Raw genomic sequence first — 16,767 nt, forward strand, 5'->3', positions numbered from 1 at the left:
TATCGATATCCATGACCGAACTCCAAAAGTCAGCCTTGAATCTGATTTGCTCCTTCTTGGAAATCCCAAACCCTTAATTCGTCACCACAGCCTAGAGCATTTCCGTTTTAGATGGAGGCACGGAAATGCTCTATCACTTTGTTTTCACGCAGTTCCGGAGGCAAAACTGCTTCGCACCCTTGCTGGAATTGCTCCAGGTCAGATCGAAGCGCCTCCATCGATAATGATATCCTGGCCTACGACATAGGCGGCGGCACTGGAAGCGAGCCAGATCGCCGCAGTCGCGATTTCATCTGGCCGCGCGACGCGCTTCGACGGATTGGTCGCGGCGATTCGACTGTCACGGGCGGCGCGATCCTCGCCCGGCCGCATGGACATGGTCGTATCGACAGGGCCGGGGCAAAGGCAGTTGATCCTGATGCCATGAGGGATCGCTTCGAGCGCGGCCGTGCGGCTCAGCGAGCTGACTGCTGCCTTGGATGCCGCATAAGCGCCCAGCGACGGACGTACAAGCTTTGCGCCGATGTTAGAGCCGATATTGATGACCGCGCCGCCACCGCCTGCTTTCATCTTCAGGATTTCGTGCTTCATCGACAGCCAGAGACCAAGCACGTTAACCGAGAAAACGCGCGAAAACTCTTCTGCCTCCATCTCGTCCGTGGTGCCGGAGGCGATCATGCCGGCACAGTTTACCGCAATGTCAAGCTGGCCGATCTCGTTAAAGGCCGCCGAAAGGGCAGCCTCGTCCGTAACGTCCACGGCGAAAATCCTCGCAGTTCCACCAGAGCTGCGGACTACTTCGGCGGTGTCTTCCAACTCGGACCTGCGCCGGCCGATTAGGATGAGGCTGGCTCCCTCAAGCGAAAAAGCGACGGCGATGCCGCGCCCAATCCCGCCGCCGGCACCGGTCACGAGGACGGTCTTGCCGATGAATGCTGCGTTGCCCATAATTGCTCCATTTATGTAATGATCGACACATAATTATGCAATTGGCGAAGCGTTGTCGAGCGCATTATATGTTGAACGACACAGAAAGGGAGCGGCTTATGACCGAGCGTGGGCGTCCGCGGCGCTTCGATAGAGTGGAAGCCTTGGAAAAGGCCCTGATGGCATTTTGGCATAGAGGCTATGAGGCGACCTCAATGAACGATCTTGTCGTGGCGATGGGAATAAATTCGCCCAGTATCTATGCTGCTTATGGTTCGAAAGAGGCATTGTTTTCCGAAGCCGTGCAGCATTATCGTTCGCATTACGCAGCGGCTTTGCTTGAGGCGCTAAACGGCGCGCCGGACGCGGCGACCGGCCTCTCGGCCATGTTCGAGGCGGCGATCGATCTTTTTACTGGGCCGGATCGTCCGCACGGATGCTTCATTGTCTCGGCGGCGGCTGGGAATGCGCCAGAGGCCAGCGCAATACAGGAGGAACTTTCCCGGCTTCGTCGCGAGCGAAGCGACGAGATCGCCGCGCGGATACATCGGGATGCAATCGCCGGCCGACTCCACTTGGATTTAGAGATCCAAGCTCTGGCGGATCTTTATACGGCGATCCTTCAAGGTATGGCGATCGCTGCACGCGACGGTGTTACGAGAGCAAGATTGTCCAAACTATATGTTCCGTCGATCACTGCATATCTCACGACCTGTTCCAATCAGTAGGAGTGAGAGGATGCGCTCTAGCAATTCCAGAAAAGAGCATGGCGGATTTCCGTCCGATGGCACATTCATACGGCAGGCCATGCGATACCCGTCACTATCGTGATTTTCAGCGATCAACCTGTCTTGGCCGCTACGCCTTCGGATAAATCACGCCCTTGCGCAGGATGATATTCCCGTAGAGCCTCGGCTCGCTGGTCTGCACCAGCGCATGCGCCTGCTTCACCCGCTCGTAGAATTCCGCCGGCAGCAGCGGCACGACCCTGATATCGGGCACATGCCGGGCGCAGACCTCGATCATCTCCGCATGCACCGGATCGACCGCGTCGCGGTCCTGCCGCACGGTCGCCCGGAAAATCGCCTGCGGCACGAAGTCGTCGATCGGCAGGACGCTGAGCACGGCATCGAGCACCCGCACGACGCCGTGGCCATCGAGGCGGATCAGCCGGCGGGCATGTTCGAGACCCGGATAATTGCCGTCGACGAGGGCGATCTCGTCGCCGTGGCCCATGGCGCGCAGTGTTGCCAGCAGTTCGGGGCTCAACAGCGGGTCAATGCCCTTCAGCATGTTCTATCTCCTTGAAGAGGATGTTTTGGTCGATGAGGTAGCGCGCGAAGATCGGCAGGCTGGCGCCGCCGATGGCACGCGCCTGCGGTCCCACGGCGCCCTCGATGATTTCGGGCATGACGACGCCCTGCAGGTCGAGTTCCGCGGCCGCCTTGGTGGTGGCGCGCACGATCCGTTCGCGCACCCAGTCCGGAAAGCCGCCATCGATGACGGCGGCGCTGAAATCGATGACCGAGGCGGAGGCGACGATCGCCTGCGCCAGCGCCTTTGCCGTGTCCTGTATCCAGATTTCCAGCGGCTCGCCGAAATCGATCCAGTTGTCGGCGGAATACCAGAGCGGCCGGGGATCGAAACCATAGTCGCGCAGCAGGTTCTCCAGCACGAAGATCGAGGCGATCTCCAATAGCTGCCGGTTCTCGCCATTGCGGCCGCGCACCGGCAGGGGGCCGAGCGCGCCGGCGGTCCCGGTCCGTCCGACGAAGATCGAGGAGTTCAGCACGATACCGCCGCCGATGAAGGAGCCGATGAAGAAATAGACGAAATCGGGATAATGCGGACCGACGCCGAAGACGAGTTCCGCGCCGCAGGCGCTGGTGGCATCGTTTTGCATATGCACGGCATAGGGCACGCGCGTCGCGATTTCCGATTGCAGGTCGAAGCCGCGCCAGACATCCATCGCTCCCTCCGGAGCGCCGACCTCCTCCGCCCAGTTCCAGAGTTCGAACGGGGCGGCGACGCCGAGCCCGGCAAGCCGGGCGCGTTCCTCGCCGCTGAGGCGCGATTCCAGCTCCTGGATGCCGGAGGTGACGAAGGACAGGATGTCCTGGGGCAGCGGATAGGGATAGGTCTGATGGAGCTGCATCCGGATCTGCCCGACGAAGTCCATCAGCACGAGATCGGCGCTGCGCCGGCCGATCTTGACGCCGAAGGACAGCACCGCATCCGGATTGAGCCGCATCGGGATCGACGGCTGCCCGACGCGGCCGCGCACCGGCTCGCCGCGCGACAGCAGCCCGTCCTTCTCCAGCGCCCGCATGATGACGGAGACCGTCTGCGCCGACAGGCCGCTGCGCCGGGCGATATCGGCTTTCGACAGGGCGCCGTGCCGGCGCACCAAGGAGAGCACCAGCCGTTCGTTGTAGGCGCGCACGCGAACCTGATTCGCACCCCCGCTGGGGTCGAGAATCAAGGGTGATGCCGGCGCATCCGGGTGGTCTTGCAGGGGAGACATTGGCCCGCTCCTTCCATCATGGCCATGCCCTATTTTTCATCAAAATGCCATATCCGATTAATAATTCAATCGGATTTATTTATTGACAGAACGAAATCTTTAGGCTCAGATATAGGCCGTCGAGGACGCAGGCATGGCTTTGGAGGAGGTCCATTCGGGAAGAAATCCAGTGGACATGGTGCGTTCTAACCGGACTCGAAGTGAGCCGGGACTGCCGGGAGGTCCCGGTCTTTCAAACATTGGGAGGATTGAATGAAGAAATCCGTTATTTCCGCAGCATTCGCCGCTCTGGCGATCGGCGTCGCCTTTGCCGCTCCGGCCAAGGCCGCCGGCGTATCCGCCTGCCTGATCACCAAGACGGACACCAACCCTTTCTTCGTCAAGATGAAGGAAGGCGCGACCGCCAAGGCCAAGGAACTCGGCGTGACGCTGAAGTCCTATGCCGGCAAGATCGATGGTGACAGCGAAAGCCAGGTCGCCGCGATCGAAAGCTGCATCGCCGACGGCGCGAAGGGCATTCTGATCACCGCTTCCGACACCAAGGGCATCGTCTCCACGGTCAAGAAGGCGCGTGACGCCGGCGTGCTGGTCATCGCTCTCGACACGCCGCTGGAGCCGGCCGATGCCGCCGACGCGACCTTTGCCACCGACAATCTTCTGGCCGGCAAGCTGATCGGCGAATGGGCCAACAAGACGCTCGGCGACAAGGCCAAGGATGCCCATATCGGCTTCCTCGACCTGACGCCGTCGCAGCCTTCCGTCGACGTTCTGCGCGACCAGGGCTTCATGATCGGCTTCGGCATCGACCCGAAGGACCCGAACAAGATCGGCGACGAGACCGATTCCCGCATCGTCGGTCATGACGTGACCAACGGCAACGAGGAAGGCGGCCGCAAGGCCATGGAAAACCTTCTCCAGAAGGACTCCAGCATCAACGTCATCCACACGATCAACGAACCTGCCGCTGTCGGCGCCTACCAGGCGCTCAAGGCCGTCGGTCTGGAAAAGCAGGTGCTGATCGTGTCCGTCGACGGCGGTTGCCCCGGCGTCAAGTCGGTCAAGGAAGGCGTGATCGGCGCCACCTCGCAGCAGTATCCGCTGATGATGGCTGCCCTCGGCGTCGAGGCGATCAAGAAGTTCGCCGACTCGGGCGAAAAGCCGAAGCCGACGGAAGGCAAGACCTTCTTCGATACCGGCGTCTCGCTGGTCACCGACAAGCCGGTTTCCGGTCTGAAGTCGATCGACACCAAGGAAGGCCTCGCGAAGTGCTGGGGCTAAGCCTCTCCTGAATGTGATATGATCCCGTCTGAAAGCCGCGTCACCTCAAGGGTGGCGCGGTCCCTTGGGCGGGAACTACACGGTCGCGATATCAACGCCGGTCGGGTTTGACCCGGTCGGCTTCAACAGCCGGCAGTTTCCGCGTGGTTCGGCGCGGTAGCGGAGGAATACAATGTCCGGAGCACAGGAATTCGAGCGTGTTCTCGACGGCAGCGACAAGAACGTTGCCTCGTTCGAACACCGTGATACCTCTCTTCTCAAGCGCGTGCAGCATTTCCTGCATTCGACCCCGGCCGCAGTGCCGTTGATCGTGCTGGTGCTGGCAATCGCCATTTTCGGCGCCACCATCGGCGGGCGGTTCTTCTCCGCCTATACGCTGACGCTGATCCTGCAGCAGATCGCCATCGTCGGCATTCTCGGCGCGGCGCAGACGCTGGTGATCCTGACAGCCGGCATCGATCTTTCGATCGGGGTGATCATGGTCATCTCCTCCGTCATCATGGGCAATGTCGCGGTCACCTATGGCCTGCCGACGCCGGTCGCCATCATTGCCGGCATGGCCGCGGGCGGTATCTGCGGTCTGCTCAACGGTTTCCTCGTCGCCAACATGAAGCTGCCGCCGTTCATCGTGACGCTCGGCACCTGGAACATCGTCATGGCGACGAACTTCATCTATTCCGCCAACGAGACGATCCGCGACACCGATGTCGACGAAAAGGCGCCGCTGCTGCATCTGTTCGCCGCGAGCTTCAGGGTCGGCGGCGCGGTGCTCACCCTTGGCGTCATCGCCATGGTGCTGCTGGTGCTCGGTCTCTGGTATATTCTCAACCACACGGCCTGGGGCCGCCACGTCTATGCGGTCGGTGACGATCCGGAAGCGGCAAAGCTCTCCGGCATCCAGACCAAGAAGGTGCTGCTCGCCGTCTATGGCGTCTCGGGCCTGATCGCGGCCTTCGCCGCCTGGGTCTCGATCGGCCGCAACGGTTCGGTCTCCCCGTCCTCCGCCGTGACGGACTTCAATCTTCAGGCAATTACCGCGACCGTGATCGGCGGCATCTCGCTCTTCGGCGGCCGTGGCTCGATCCTCGGCACGCTGTTCGGCGCCATGATCGTCGGCGTCGTCTCCATGGGCCTCAACATGCTCGGGGCCGATCCGCAGTGGAAGGTCCTCCTGACGGGCGTGCTGATCATCGGCGCCGTCGCGATCGATCAATGGATCAGAAAGGTATCGGCATGACCACCGGCGAACCCATCCTCACCGCCCGCGGCCTCGTCAAGCGCTATGGGCGCGTGACCGCGCTCGACAATGCCGATTTCGATCTCTATCCCGGCGAGATCCTCGCCGTGATCGGCGACAACGGCGCCGGCAAGTCCTCGCTGATCAAGGCGATTTCCGGCGCGGTCGTCCCCGATGAGGGCGAGATCAAGCTGGAAGGCAAGCCGGTTCATTTCCGTTCGCCGATGGAGGCCCGCGAGGCCGGCATCGAGACGGTGTATCAGAACCTGGCGCTGTCGCCGGCGCTCTCGATCGCCGACAACATGTTCCTCGGCCGCGAGGTGCGCAAGCCTGGCATCCTCGGCTCCTGGTTCCGCATGCTCGACCGGCCGGCGATGGAAAAGCGCGCCCGCGACAAGTTGACCGAGCTTGGCCTGATGACGATCCAGAACATCAACCAGGCGGTGGAAACGCTCTCGGGCGGCCAGCGTCAGGGCGTGGCGGTGGCACGCGCCGCAGCCTTCGGTTCCAAGGTCGTGATCATGGACGAGCCGACGGCGGCACTTGGTGTTAAAGAAAGCCGCAAGGTGCTGGAACTGATCCTCGACGTGCGCGCCCGTGGCTTGCCGATCGTATTGATCTCGCACAATATGCCGCATGTCTTCGAGGTGGCGGACCGTATCCACGTCCATCGCCTCGGACGCCGGCTGACCGTGATCAATCCGAAGGAATACACCATGTCCGACGCCGTTGCCTTCATGACCGGCGCCAAGGCGCCGCCGGCCGAGACCGTCGCCGCATGAGCGCATCGCTCGACGATATTGCCGGCGCGATCATCGCGCGCGCCGGCAATGTAAAGCGTTTCCTGGTGGCCATCGCAGGCCCGCCGGGTGCCGGCAAATCGACCTTGGCCGATAATGTCGCCGAGGCGTTGAAGGCGAGGGGCGAGAGCGCCGAAGTCCTGCCGATGGACGGCTTCCATATGGACAATGCCGTCCTGATCGAGAAGGGCCTGCTGAAGCGCAAGGGCGTGCCGGAAAGCTTTGACGTCCGTGCCTTCCTCGATATCGTCAGGGCAGTGCGGGCCGCCGATCAGGAAGTGCTGGTGCCGGTCTTCGACCGCTCGCGCGAGATCGCCATCGCTTCGGCCCGCGTCGTCTCGCCCGATCACCGCTTCATCGTGATCGAGGGCAACTACCTGCTGCTCAATCAGGGCAAGTGGGCGGAGCTGGAAGGCATGTTCGACTATTCGATCATGCTCGCTCCGCCGATCGAGGTTCTGGAGCAGCGGCTGTGGGACCGCTGGAAGGGCTACGACCTCGATGACGCCGCCGCCCACGCCAAGGTCTACGGCAATGATCTGCCGAACGGCCGCCTGATCCTGGAAAACCGCCGTCCGGCAGACGCTACCGTCGACATCGTGCAGGGCTGAGCCCCCGCATCATTTCCTTGGCATCGGCGATTGTTTTACAATGGCGGTTGGTGTTATCGAAGCGCGACACCACAAAGCATGAGCCCGAAAAGTGCGAAGCGGTTTTCGGGCGAGATCATGCACCTATTTCCAGAGGTTCGCGCCCATGCAAAAGCTCACCATCCGCCGCCCCGACGATTGGCATCTGCATCTGCGTGACGGCGCCATGCTGGAGGGCGTGATCGGCGATACCTCCAGGCATTTCGCCCGCGCCATCATCATGCCGAACCTCGTGCCGCCCGTCGTCACCACGGCGGATGCGACCGCCTATCGCGAGCGCATCCTGAAGGCCCTGCCGTCCGGCGACCGTTTCGAGCCGCTGATGACGCTCTATCTCACCGAAGATACCAGCCCCGACGATCTCGAAGAGGGCAAGAAGAGCGGTCTCATCACCGCCGTCAAGCTTTATCCGGCCGGCGCGACGACCAATTCCCACGGCGGCGTGCGCAATTTCGACAAGGCGATGCCGGCGCTGGAGCGCATGGCCAGGATCGGCCTGCCGCTCTGCGTGCACGGCGAAGTGACCACGCCGGAGGTGGATATCTTCGATCGCGAGGCCGTCTTCATCGAGACCGTGCTCGACCCGTTGCGCCAGCGCCTGCCCGAACTGAAGGTCACCATGGAGCATGTGACCACGGCCGATGGCGTGAATTACATCAAGTCGGCCAAGGCCAATCTCGCCGGCTCGATCACCACGCATCACCTGATCATCAATCGCAACGCTATCCTCGTCGGCGGCATCCGGCCGCACTATTACTGCCTGCCGGTCGCCAAGCGCGAAAACCATCGCCTGGCGCTGCGGGCGGCCGCGACGAGCGGCGATGCCAGGTTCTTCCTCGGCACCGATTCAGCCCCGCATGTCGATCCCCTGAAGGAATGCGCCTGCGGCTGCGCCGGTATCTATACCTCGATCAACACCATGAGCTGCCTGGCGCATGTCTTCGAACAGGACGGCGCGCTGGACAGGCTCGAGGCTTTCGCCTCGCTGAACGGCCCGGCCTGGTACGGGCTGGCGCCGAACGAGGAGCGGATCACGCTGGTCCGCCGCCCGGAAGCCGTCACTTTCCCGGCCAAGATCGAGACCGGCGCGGGTCCCGTTACCGTCTTCGATCCGATGTTCCCGCTGCATTGGGACGTCGAAGGCTGAGACGGCTCTGTCTGGAGAGGTTCAGCGTTTGTCGGAATCGATGAACCGCTCTATCCTTTTGTTTTGACGTAATTCCGGGCGCCGATAAAGGATGTTTGCAGATCTTGAGGCATTGCAAGTAATGTCTCAATATCTATCAATGGATAGATGGCTATTTATTATCTGACGTAACCGATTTGATACCCTTGAAGGGTAGTGTGCCGCCGATCCCCTACGGTGCGGAATGAAACCGTCCAAGGAGCAGCATGCAGCTAGACTATAATTCTCTCCTGCTGGCCTTGGGGGTGTCCTCATCCTGTCTTGCGGTGACTTTGGTGGGAAGCTGGCTGGCCCGCCGGCCGGAGACGTTTCTGCTGACCTGTTCGGCGGGGCTTGCGCCCATCGTCGGCGGCATCTTCTGCTACGGCGCCTATGTCGACAATCCGCGGCCGATGCTTGCCATCCTGACCAGCCTACTGTTTTACATTGGTTTTTCGATCATATGGGCGGCGGGATACCAGTTCCGTATGCGCCGGCTTTCCATCGACCGCGTCCTGCTGGGAAGCCTTGTCGGCATTGTCGCCTCCGTGCCGGCCATGCTCGCCGGTTATGACGGTCTGGCGTTCATGGTAGAGAATAGTGTCATTGCCGTACTCCTCATGCTGACGGCGCGCGAATATTGGCTGAGCCGCTGTGAGGCGCCCGTACCGCTCTACGGCATGAGCGGGCTCTATGCGCTGACCGCCGTGTCCTTTGTTCTGTGTGCCGGGGTTCTGATCTGGGACGGCAAACTCGTGCTCGGTCATGCGCCGGATAATTGGGCCGAGGATATCAGCCTCGCCATCTGCATCGCGGGCATGACGGGCATTGGCGCCCTGTCGCTGTCGCTGCATCAGTGGCGTCAGGCGGCCCATCATCGGCTGGAGGCGATCACCGATCCCTTGACCGGACTGCGCAACCGGCGGGCTTTGTTCGATCTCCATCGGCATCGTCCCTTCGGCCCGTCGACGGCGGTGATCGTTTTCGACATCGATCGCTTCAAGGCCGTCAACGACCAGCATGGCCACGCTGCCGGCGACATCGTGCTGAAGCTTTTCGCCGAGGAACTGTCGGCTGGCTTACGGGCCTCCGATACGGCGGCGCGCCTTGGCGGCGAGGAATTTGCACTTGTCCTCGACAATGCCTTGTCCGGCCAGGCCGAGCAGATCGCCGAACGGGTCCGCTGCGCTTTCGCCGCCCGCGAGATCACCGTTGAAGGCAAGCGCTTCGCCTGCACGGTCAGCGCGGGCATCGCGCTTGGCACAGCAAAAGGCATCGCTTTCGACAGCGTACTCAGCGCCGCCGACAAGGCGCTTTACGCCGCCAAGCGCAACGGCCGAAACCGCGTCGAAGTTGCGGCCTATCTGCATACGGTCATGCCGGACGCGTCCCGCACGGCGTCCTGAGCCGGCCGGGAGGAATTTTAGAACAGGGCGCGGACGAAGGCACAGGCGGCGAGCAGCGATGCCCCCGTGCGCAGATGGTTCCATTTCGTCCAATCGCCGAGATAGGTCGCCCAGAGCGTGGCGGCCTCGGTCGTACGGCCATCGACCTTGTCCAGCGCGTCGTTCAGCGGCACGTTGAAGACGATCGTCGACACGAAGGTGGTGACGATATAGAGCGCCGCGCCGGCCAGCATCAGGATGCTGACGCCGCCGCGCCAATGCACGATCGCCATCACCGCGATGAACACCGACAAGGCAAGCGTCACAAGAAACACTGCCATGAAAGGCGATCGCAGGATCGTCGTGTTGATCGACTGCATGGCGGCGATGCCCTGTTCGGCGGGAAGCCGGGCAAAAGCCTGCATGATGAAGGTCGAGAACGCAAAGAAAATACCGGCGATGAGACCGCTGCCGAGCGCGGCGGCGATGAGAGCGATATTCGTGATCGGCACCATGAAGCTCCTCCTCTTCAAAATGTGACTGATTCTCTCACTCCCCGACTGTGATAGGCTCTTTTGCGGTGCTCTGCGACATCTTTGCCGATAGCACGGCCTCATTGAGATGCGGCGCGTGCAAATCCCCTGAACTGTCTGGAAACCGCCGCTGCTAGCTGCTATTGCCGCAGGAATGTCCCGATGAGCGAAGGAGGCCCCGCATGACCCAGATGACATTTTCCGACCGTGCCGTCATGGCCGAACTGGTGGCGAAGATGCTTTGGGAGATCAAGGCGGTGCATTTCAGTGCCGAGAAGCCCTACAAGCTCGCTTCGGGCATGGCGAGCCCGGTCTATATCGATTGCCGCAAGCTCATCTCCTATCCGCGCATCCGTTCGACGGTGATGGATTTCGCCGCGAGCCTCATCGTGCGCGATGCCGGCTTCGAGCAGTTCGATTGCGTCGCCGGCGGCGAGACGGCGGGCATTCCCTTCGCCGCCTTCCTGGCCGAGCGCCTGAACCTGCCGATGATCTATGTCCGCAAGCAGCCGAAGGGTCATGGCCGCAACTCGCAGATCGAGGGCCATATGCCCGAAGGCGCCCGCGTGCTTGTGATCGAGGATCTGACGACGGCGGGCGGCAGCATGTTCACCTTCATCGACGCCATCCGCGCTGCCGGCGGCATCGTCGATCACGGCATGGCGCTGTTTTACTATGGCATCTTCCCCGAGGCCGAGGCGCGCTTTGCCAATGGCAAGGTCCGGCTGCATCATATCGCCACCTGGCGCGACGTGCTCGCCGTCGCCAAGGAGCAGAAGCTGTTCGACGATAAAACTCTCGAGGAAGTGGAAGCCTTTCTCAATGGGCCGCTCGCCTGGTCCGGCCGAAATGGCGGCGTGGCGGAATTGCCGACGAAGTGATGCTTTGCTTTTGCCGCAAAGTTATCTAATCGATTTATAGAACCAGACCGACATGCGCTCCAGGGAGGCCGGAATGATATTGTGCTGTGGCGAAGCTTTGATCGACATGCTGCCGCGGGATACGACGTTGGGCGAAAAAGCCTTCGCGCCCTATGCCGGCGGCGCGATCTTCAACACGGCGATCGCGCTTGGCCGCCTCGGCGTTCCCACCGGTTTCTTCACCGGTATCGCCGACGACATGATGGGCGATATCCTGCGCGAGACGCTGGCGGCGTCCAAGGTGGACTACAGCTATTGCGCCATCGCTCCCCGCCCGAGCACGATCGCTTTCGTCAAGCTGGTCAATGGCCAGGCGACCTATGCCTTCTATGATGAAGGCTCCGCCGGCCGCATGATCACCACGGCCGACCTGCCGACGCTGGGCGACGATTGCGAAGCCCTGCATTTCGGCGCCATCAGCCTGATCCCCAATCCCTGCGGCGAGACCTATGAAGCGCTGCTGAAGCGCGAATATCAGAGCCGCGTCATCTCGCTCGATCCGAACATCCGCCCCGGTTTCATCAAGGACAAGGCGGCGCATCTGGGCCGCATCAGCCGCATGGCCGCCATGTCCGACATTCTGAAGTTTTCCGACGAGGATCTGGAATGGTTCGGCATTCCCGGAAACCACGACGAGCTCGCCGCCCATTGGCTGAACCAGGGCGCTAAGCTGATCGTCATCACCAAGGGTGCTGAGGGGGCCACGGGCTATACCAAGTCCCTCAAGGTTTCCGTTCCCAGCGAGCGTGTCACCGTGGTCGATACGGTCGGCGCCGGCGACACCTTCGATGCCGGCATCCTGGCCTCGCTGAAGATGAACGGCCTGCTGACCAAGGCGCAGGTTGCTGCGCTGGACGAGAAAGCGTTGCGGGATGCGTTGGCGCTCGGCGCCAAGGCTGCCGCCGTCACAGTGTCGCGTGCAGGGGCCAATCCGCCCTGGGCGCATGAGATCGGGCTTTAATCAACCCTACCCTTGAGGGGGAGGGTCGGCACGCAGTGCCGGGGTGGGGTGATTTAGCCATTCCGACGCGGAAAGCCCGTCACCCCCACCCGCCGCTTTGCGGCGACCTCCACCTCAAGGGGGAGGTAAATAGGCGCCTTACTTCTCCAGCTTCGCCAGCGCAGCCACCAGCCCCTGCGTCGAGGAATCGTGGCCGGCGGCGCTTTCCTTGCCTTCGATGACCGGGAGCAGGCCGGTGGCCAGTTCCTTGCCGAGTTCGACGCCCCACTGGTCGAAGGAGTTGATGCGGAAGAGCACGCCTTCGACGAAGACGCGGTGTTCGTAGAGCGCGATCAGGCGGCCGAGGGCAAACGGCGTCAGCTTGTCGTAGACGAAGGTGATCGACGGGCGGTTGCCAGTGAAGACGCGGTGCGGCGCGATGAAATCGGCTTGTCTGTCGTCCATGCCCTTGGAGGTGAGCTGGGCCTTGGCCTCCTCGAAGGTGCGGCCTTTCATCAGCGCTTCCGACTGCGCCAGGCAATTGGCCATCAGCAGCTCGTGCTGATGACGCAGATCCGGCTCGAAACCATTGGCGGCGATCATGAACTCGGCCGGGATGATGCTCGTGCCCTGGTGGATCAACTGGTAGAAGGCGTGCTGGCCATTGGTACCGGGCTCGCCCCAGACGACCGGGCCGGAATTGCCCTCGACCGGCGTGCCGTCGATGGTGACGCCCTTGCCGTTCGATTCCATGTCGAGCTGCTGCAGATAGGCCGGGAAGCGCGACAGGCGCTGGTCGTAGGGCAGGATGGCGCGCGTCGGATAGCCGAGCACGTTGCGGTGATAGAAGCCGATGACGCCGAGCAGCAGCGGCAGGTTTTCCCTGAAAGGCGCCTTGCGGAAATGATTGTCCATGGCATGGGCGCCATCGAGGAACTTGCCGAAATTCTCCGGGCCGATGGCGATCATCAGCGGCAGGCCGATGGCCGACCAGATCGAGTAGCGGCCGCCGACCCAATCCCAGAAGCCGAAGACGCGCTCGCTGTCGATGCCGAAGGCGGCGACCTTGTCGAGCGCGGTCGAAACGGCGGCGAAATGGTGCTGCACAGCCGCCTCGCCGAGTGCCTTGGCGATAAAGTTGCGCGCCGTCTGGGCGTTGGTCATCGTCTCGACGGTGGTGAAGGTCTTGGACGCGATGATGAAGAGCGTCGTTTCCGGCGAGACGAGCTTCAGCGTGTCGGCGATATGGGCGCCGTCGATGTTGGAGACGAAATGCGCGCGTGGGCCGTCATGGAAGGGGGCGAGCGCCAGCGTCGCCATGACCGGGCCGAGATCGGAGCCGCCGATGCCGATATTGACGACGTCGGTGATCGCCTTGCCGGTGGCGCCTTTCAGCGCGCCGGAGCGGATGCCGTCGGCGAACTTGCCCATGGCGGCGAGCACGCCGTCGACATCGGGCATCACATCCTTGCCGTCAACGAGGACGGGCGTATTGGAGCGGTTGCGCAGCGCGGTATGGAGAACGGCGCGGTTTTCGGTGAAGTTGATGGCAACGCCGGAGAACATTTCCTCGCGCTTGGCGGCGACGCCGCCCTCGGCTGCGAGCTTTTCAAGCAGTGCCAGGATCTCGTCATTCACCGCCGTCTTGGAATAGTCCATCAGCAGGTCGTCGAAGGCGGCGCTGAAGCGGGAGAAGCGTTTGGGATCAGCGGCGAAGGCGGCGCGGATATCGGTCGCTTTGGTGGCCGTTGCGGTGCTCTTCAGTTGGTCGACGAGGGCGTTCATGGGGGCTCCTTGCGGTTCGCGCCGCTTGCCGTCTGGCGAGGGCAGGGCACTTAATGTTTGGTCGCGAAAACTATTCGCTATGTAGGGCGTAAATCAAGTTCACCTATCCGGCAAAACGAAAAAAGCCGCTCGCTTTTTCAGCGAGCGGCTTTTGCAATCGCACGGAATTATGTCAACCGCGCAACTCCTTGCGCAGGATCTTGCCGACGTTCGATTTCGGCAGTTCGGTGCGGAACTCGATGAAGCGCGGCCGCTTGTAATTGGTGAGGTTGGCGGCGCAATGCGCCTTGACATCGGCTTCCGTCAGGGCCGCATCCTTCTTGACGACGAAGAGCTTGACGGCCTCGCCGGAATGCTCGTCCGGTATGCCGATGGCGGCGGCTTCCAGAATGCCCGGATGCATGGCGGCGACTTCCTCGATCTCGTTGGGATAGACATTGAAGCCCGAGACCAGGATCATGTCCTTCTTGCGGTCGACGATCTTGGTGTAGCCGCGTTCATCCATGAAACCCATGTCGCCGCTGCGGAAGAAGCCGTCCGGCGTCATCACCTTGGCGGTCTCCGCCGGCTGCTTCCAATAGCCAGCCATGACCTGCGGCCCGCGGATGCAGATTTCGCCGACCTCGCCGAGCGGCAGGGATTTGCCGTTCTCGTCGCGAATGTCGAAATCGGTGCCGCTGATCGGCAGGCCGATCGTGCCGGAGAATTCCGAACTGTCGAAACGGTTGGCGCTGGCGACTGGCGAGGTCTCGGAAAGACCGTAACCCTCGGTGATCCAGGAGCCCGTCATCTTCTGCCAGCGCTCGGCAACCGGCCGCTGCACCGCCATGCCGCCCGCCAGCGTAGCGGTCTGCGACAGGTCGAGCTTGGCGAATTCCGGATTGTTCATCAGCGCGTTGAACAGCGTGTTGAGGCCGGGGAACATGTCGAACTTGTGTTTGCCGAGTTCCTTGATGAAAGCGGGAATATCGCGCGGATTGGCGATCAGCAGATTATGCGCGCCGAGCGACACGCCCATCAGCGAATTCACCGTCAAGGCGAAGATGTGATAGAGCGGCAGCGCGCAGACGAAGTTGAGCTGCTCGGGCCGTGGTTTGTTGATATAGGCGCTCGCCAGCCAAAGCTGCAATTGCAGCTGGTTGGCAAGCAGATTGGCATGGGTCAGTATCGCGCCCTTGGCCACGCCCGTCGTGCCGCCGGTATATTGCAGGAAAGCGATGTCGCTGCCGGTGAGCCCTGCCGCGTGCAGCGGCAGCCGCGCGCCTTCGGCAAGCACGGAGGCAAAGCCGCGATGGCCGGGAATGGACCATGCGGGCACCAGTTTCTTCACCTTGCGGACGATGAAATTGACGATATGACCTTTCACACCGAGCATCTCGCCGAGCGAGGTGACGACGACATGGCGCACATCCGTATGCGTCAGCACCTGTTCGACCGTATGCGCGAAATTTTCCAGAACGAAGATCGCCTTGGCGCCACTGTCCCGAAGCTGGTGCTCCAGTTCGCGCGGAGTGTAGAGCGGATTGACGTTGACGACGACGAAGCCGGCACGGAGGATGCCATAGGCGGCGATCGGGTTCTGCAGCACGTTCGGCATCATGACGGCGACGCGGTCGCCCTTCTGCAGGCCGAGGCTTTGCAGCCAGGCGCCGATCTTGCGCGTTTGGGTGTCGAGGTCGCGATAGGTGATGGATTTGCCCATGCTGGTGAAAGCGGGCCGGTCGGCGTAGCGGATGCAGCTTTCCGCCAGCAACTCCGCAAGCGATGCATGCTCCAGTGGCGGCAGTTCGGCCGGCACGATGTCGGGATAGGAATTAAGCCAGATCTTGTTGACGACCGGTCCACCCGAAGGAGCGGAAACTGAATTCATGCGCACGTCCTCCCTGACGCATCCTCGCGCGCCGCGCTTGGGCCGCGGCGCCTATCTAGCGTGGCATTCTCCGGCTGAAAAGTCTCCCACTTTTCGCGCCGCCAACGCTAGGTTCTCAAGCCTTGGCATCGAACTGCATGGACGCTATCTAACTTTAACGTAAACGTCAACAATTGCGCGATGTTAATCCTTTTTTCATAATTTTGAAAAAAGCACTGGAACTTTTGCGATAACAGCGCGTTAATGGGCCGTGGGCGAAAACCCATCGGAGCATCGTGCCTTTCGCAAGTGCGAGGGATCTCGGACGCTCCAAACTTTATGTGAAGCGTATCCAAAGGGAGGTGCGCACATGCATAAACAGAGTGCCGATACGATGAGCCATGACCTCTATGTCAAGGACATGTCGATGCTGGTCGCATGCGACCGGGTCGAGGGGTCCAGGGTATTCGGTTCGGACGGCAAGCAGATCGGTCATATTGAGCGCCTGATGCTGGAAAAGAGCGATGGGCGCATTGCTTTCGTCATTCTGAGCTTCGGCGGCTTTTTCGGCATCGGTCAGGAACACTACCGGCTGCCGTGGGAAAAGCTGCGCTATGACGCCCGCATTGACGGCTATCGCATCAACATGACCAAGAATGATGTCGAAAAGGCCTGCCGATTCATCGGCAAGGACGATGCCGCCCTTCAAAAGGACCACGGCCACAAGAGCCACGACTATTTCGGCGTGCCGCCTTACTGGATGTAGGCGCGCGA

16 protein-coding genes are annotated in these 16,767 nt (G+C 61.7%); 10 read left to right on the forward strand and 6 right to left on the reverse strand.

The genetic code is table 11. The features are described from left to right. Positions 1 to 198 precede the first annotated feature (198 nt). On the reverse strand, positions 199 to 912 hold the full coding sequence (locus FHX11_RS05405) for an SDR family oxidoreductase (RefSeq protein ID WP_348649687.1): 714 nt from the start codon (positions 910 to 912) through the stop codon (positions 199 to 201). A 104-nt stretch (positions 913 to 1,016) separates the two neighbouring features. On the opposite strand from FHX11_RS05405, the gene FHX11_RS05410 reads away from it, so the two are divergent. Then, positions 1,017 to 1,655 carry a TetR/AcrR family transcriptional regulator gene (locus FHX11_RS05410; protein ID WP_246780906.1) on the forward strand — a complete coding sequence of 213 codons (639 nt, stop codon included), beginning with the start codon at positions 1,017 to 1,019 and terminating at the stop codon, positions 1,653 to 1,655. 130 nt (positions 1,656 to 1,785) lie between these two features. Here the strand turns inward: FHX11_RS05410 and FHX11_RS05415 are convergent, their stop codons facing one another. Both FHX11_RS05415 and FHX11_RS05420 read right to left on the reverse strand, forming a co-directional pair. Continuing rightward, on the reverse strand, positions 1,786 to 2,220 hold the full coding sequence (locus FHX11_RS05415) for an RbsD/FucU domain-containing protein (RefSeq protein ID WP_184355852.1): 435 nt from the start codon (positions 2,218 to 2,220) through the stop codon (positions 1,786 to 1,788). Then, positions 2,204 to 3,451 (reverse strand): ROK family transcriptional regulator, encoded by a 1,248-nt coding sequence (locus FHX11_RS05420; RefSeq protein WP_184355854.1) that lies wholly within the window; start codon positions 3,449 to 3,451, stop codon positions 2,204 to 2,206. The genes FHX11_RS05415 and FHX11_RS05420 overlap by 17 nt, the downstream gene beginning before the upstream one ends. Positions 3,452 to 3,703: 252 nt before the next feature. On the opposite strand from FHX11_RS05420, the gene FHX11_RS05425 reads away from it, so the two are divergent. The 6 genes from FHX11_RS05425 to FHX11_RS05450 all read left to right on the forward strand — a co-directional run bounded on the left by FHX11_RS05425 (position 3,704) and on the right by FHX11_RS05450 (position 9,987). Next, entirely contained in the window at positions 3,704 to 4,729 is a 1,026-nt protein-coding gene (locus FHX11_RS05425; RefSeq protein WP_184355856.1) for a sugar ABC transporter substrate-binding protein, read from the forward strand. A 172-nt stretch (positions 4,730 to 4,901) separates the two neighbouring features. After that, positions 4,902 to 5,966, forward strand: a complete 1,065-nt coding sequence (locus tag FHX11_RS05430; protein ID WP_184355858.1) for an ABC transporter permease — start codon at positions 4,902 to 4,904, stop codon at positions 5,964 to 5,966. Further along, positions 5,942 to 6,748 (forward strand): ATP-binding cassette domain-containing protein, encoded by an 807-nt coding sequence (locus tag FHX11_RS05435; RefSeq protein ID WP_184355860.1) that lies wholly within the window; start codon positions 5,942 to 5,944, stop codon positions 6,746 to 6,748. The genes FHX11_RS05430 and FHX11_RS05435 overlap by 25 nt, the downstream gene beginning before the upstream one ends. Then, a complete protein-coding gene (locus FHX11_RS05440) occupies positions 6,745 to 7,377 on the forward strand; it encodes a nucleoside triphosphate hydrolase (RefSeq protein ID WP_184355862.1) in 633 nt (210 codons plus the stop codon). The genes FHX11_RS05435 and FHX11_RS05440 overlap by 4 nt, the downstream gene beginning before the upstream one ends. A 145-nt stretch (positions 7,378 to 7,522) precedes the next feature. Further along, complete coding sequence (gene pyrC, locus FHX11_RS05445; protein WP_184355864.1) at positions 7,523 to 8,563, forward strand: dihydroorotase; 1,041 nt, start codon at positions 7,523 to 7,525, stop codon at positions 8,561 to 8,563. Positions 8,564 to 8,808: 245 nt separating this feature from the next. Beyond that, on the forward strand, positions 8,809 to 9,987 hold the full coding sequence (locus tag FHX11_RS05450; protein WP_184355866.1) for a GGDEF domain-containing protein: 1,179 nt from the start codon (positions 8,809 to 8,811) through the stop codon (positions 9,985 to 9,987). Positions 9,988 to 10,004: 17 nt separating this feature from the next. Here FHX11_RS05450 and FHX11_RS05455 read toward each other — a convergent pair whose 3' ends face one another. After that, positions 10,005 to 10,481, reverse strand: a complete 477-nt coding sequence (locus FHX11_RS05455; protein ID WP_184355868.1) for an anthrone oxygenase family protein — start codon at positions 10,479 to 10,481, stop codon at positions 10,005 to 10,007. Positions 10,482 to 10,681: 200 nt separating this feature from the next. Here FHX11_RS05455 and FHX11_RS05460 point away from each other — a divergent pair, with 200 nt between their 5' ends. Next, the gene (locus tag FHX11_RS05460) at positions 10,682 to 11,380 is read left to right on the forward strand and encodes an orotate phosphoribosyltransferase (RefSeq protein WP_184355870.1); all 699 of its coding nucleotides are present in this window, start codon (positions 10,682 to 10,684) and stop codon (positions 11,378 to 11,380) included. 73 nt (positions 11,381 to 11,453) lie between these two features. Continuing rightward, the gene (locus FHX11_RS05465) at positions 11,454 to 12,380 is read left to right on the forward strand and encodes a carbohydrate kinase (RefSeq protein WP_184355872.1); all 927 of its coding nucleotides are present in this window, start codon (positions 11,454 to 11,456) and stop codon (positions 12,378 to 12,380) included. Between the two features lie 138 nt (positions 12,381 to 12,518). Here FHX11_RS05465 and pgi read toward each other — a convergent pair whose 3' ends face one another. Next, complete coding sequence (gene pgi / locus FHX11_RS05470; protein WP_184355874.1) at positions 12,519 to 14,144, reverse strand: glucose-6-phosphate isomerase; 1,626 nt, start codon at positions 14,142 to 14,144, stop codon at positions 12,519 to 12,521. Between the two features lie 172 nt (positions 14,145 to 14,316). Beyond that, complete coding sequence (locus FHX11_RS05475; RefSeq protein WP_184355876.1) at positions 14,317 to 16,014, reverse strand: long-chain fatty acid--CoA ligase; 1,698 nt, start codon at positions 16,012 to 16,014, stop codon at positions 14,317 to 14,319. A gap of 349 nt (positions 16,015 to 16,363) precedes the next feature. Here FHX11_RS05475 and FHX11_RS05480 point away from each other — a divergent pair, with 349 nt between their 5' ends. Further along, positions 16,364 to 16,759 (forward strand): PRC-barrel domain-containing protein, encoded by a 396-nt coding sequence (locus FHX11_RS05480; protein ID WP_184355878.1) that lies wholly within the window; start codon positions 16,364 to 16,366, stop codon positions 16,757 to 16,759. Positions 16,760 to 16,767: the final 8 nt, after the last annotated feature.

The organism is Rhizobium sp. BK602 (genome assembly GCF_014195095.1).
In the GTDB taxonomy this organism is placed as follows: domain Bacteria; phylum Pseudomonadota; class Alphaproteobacteria; order Rhizobiales; family Rhizobiaceae; genus Rhizobium.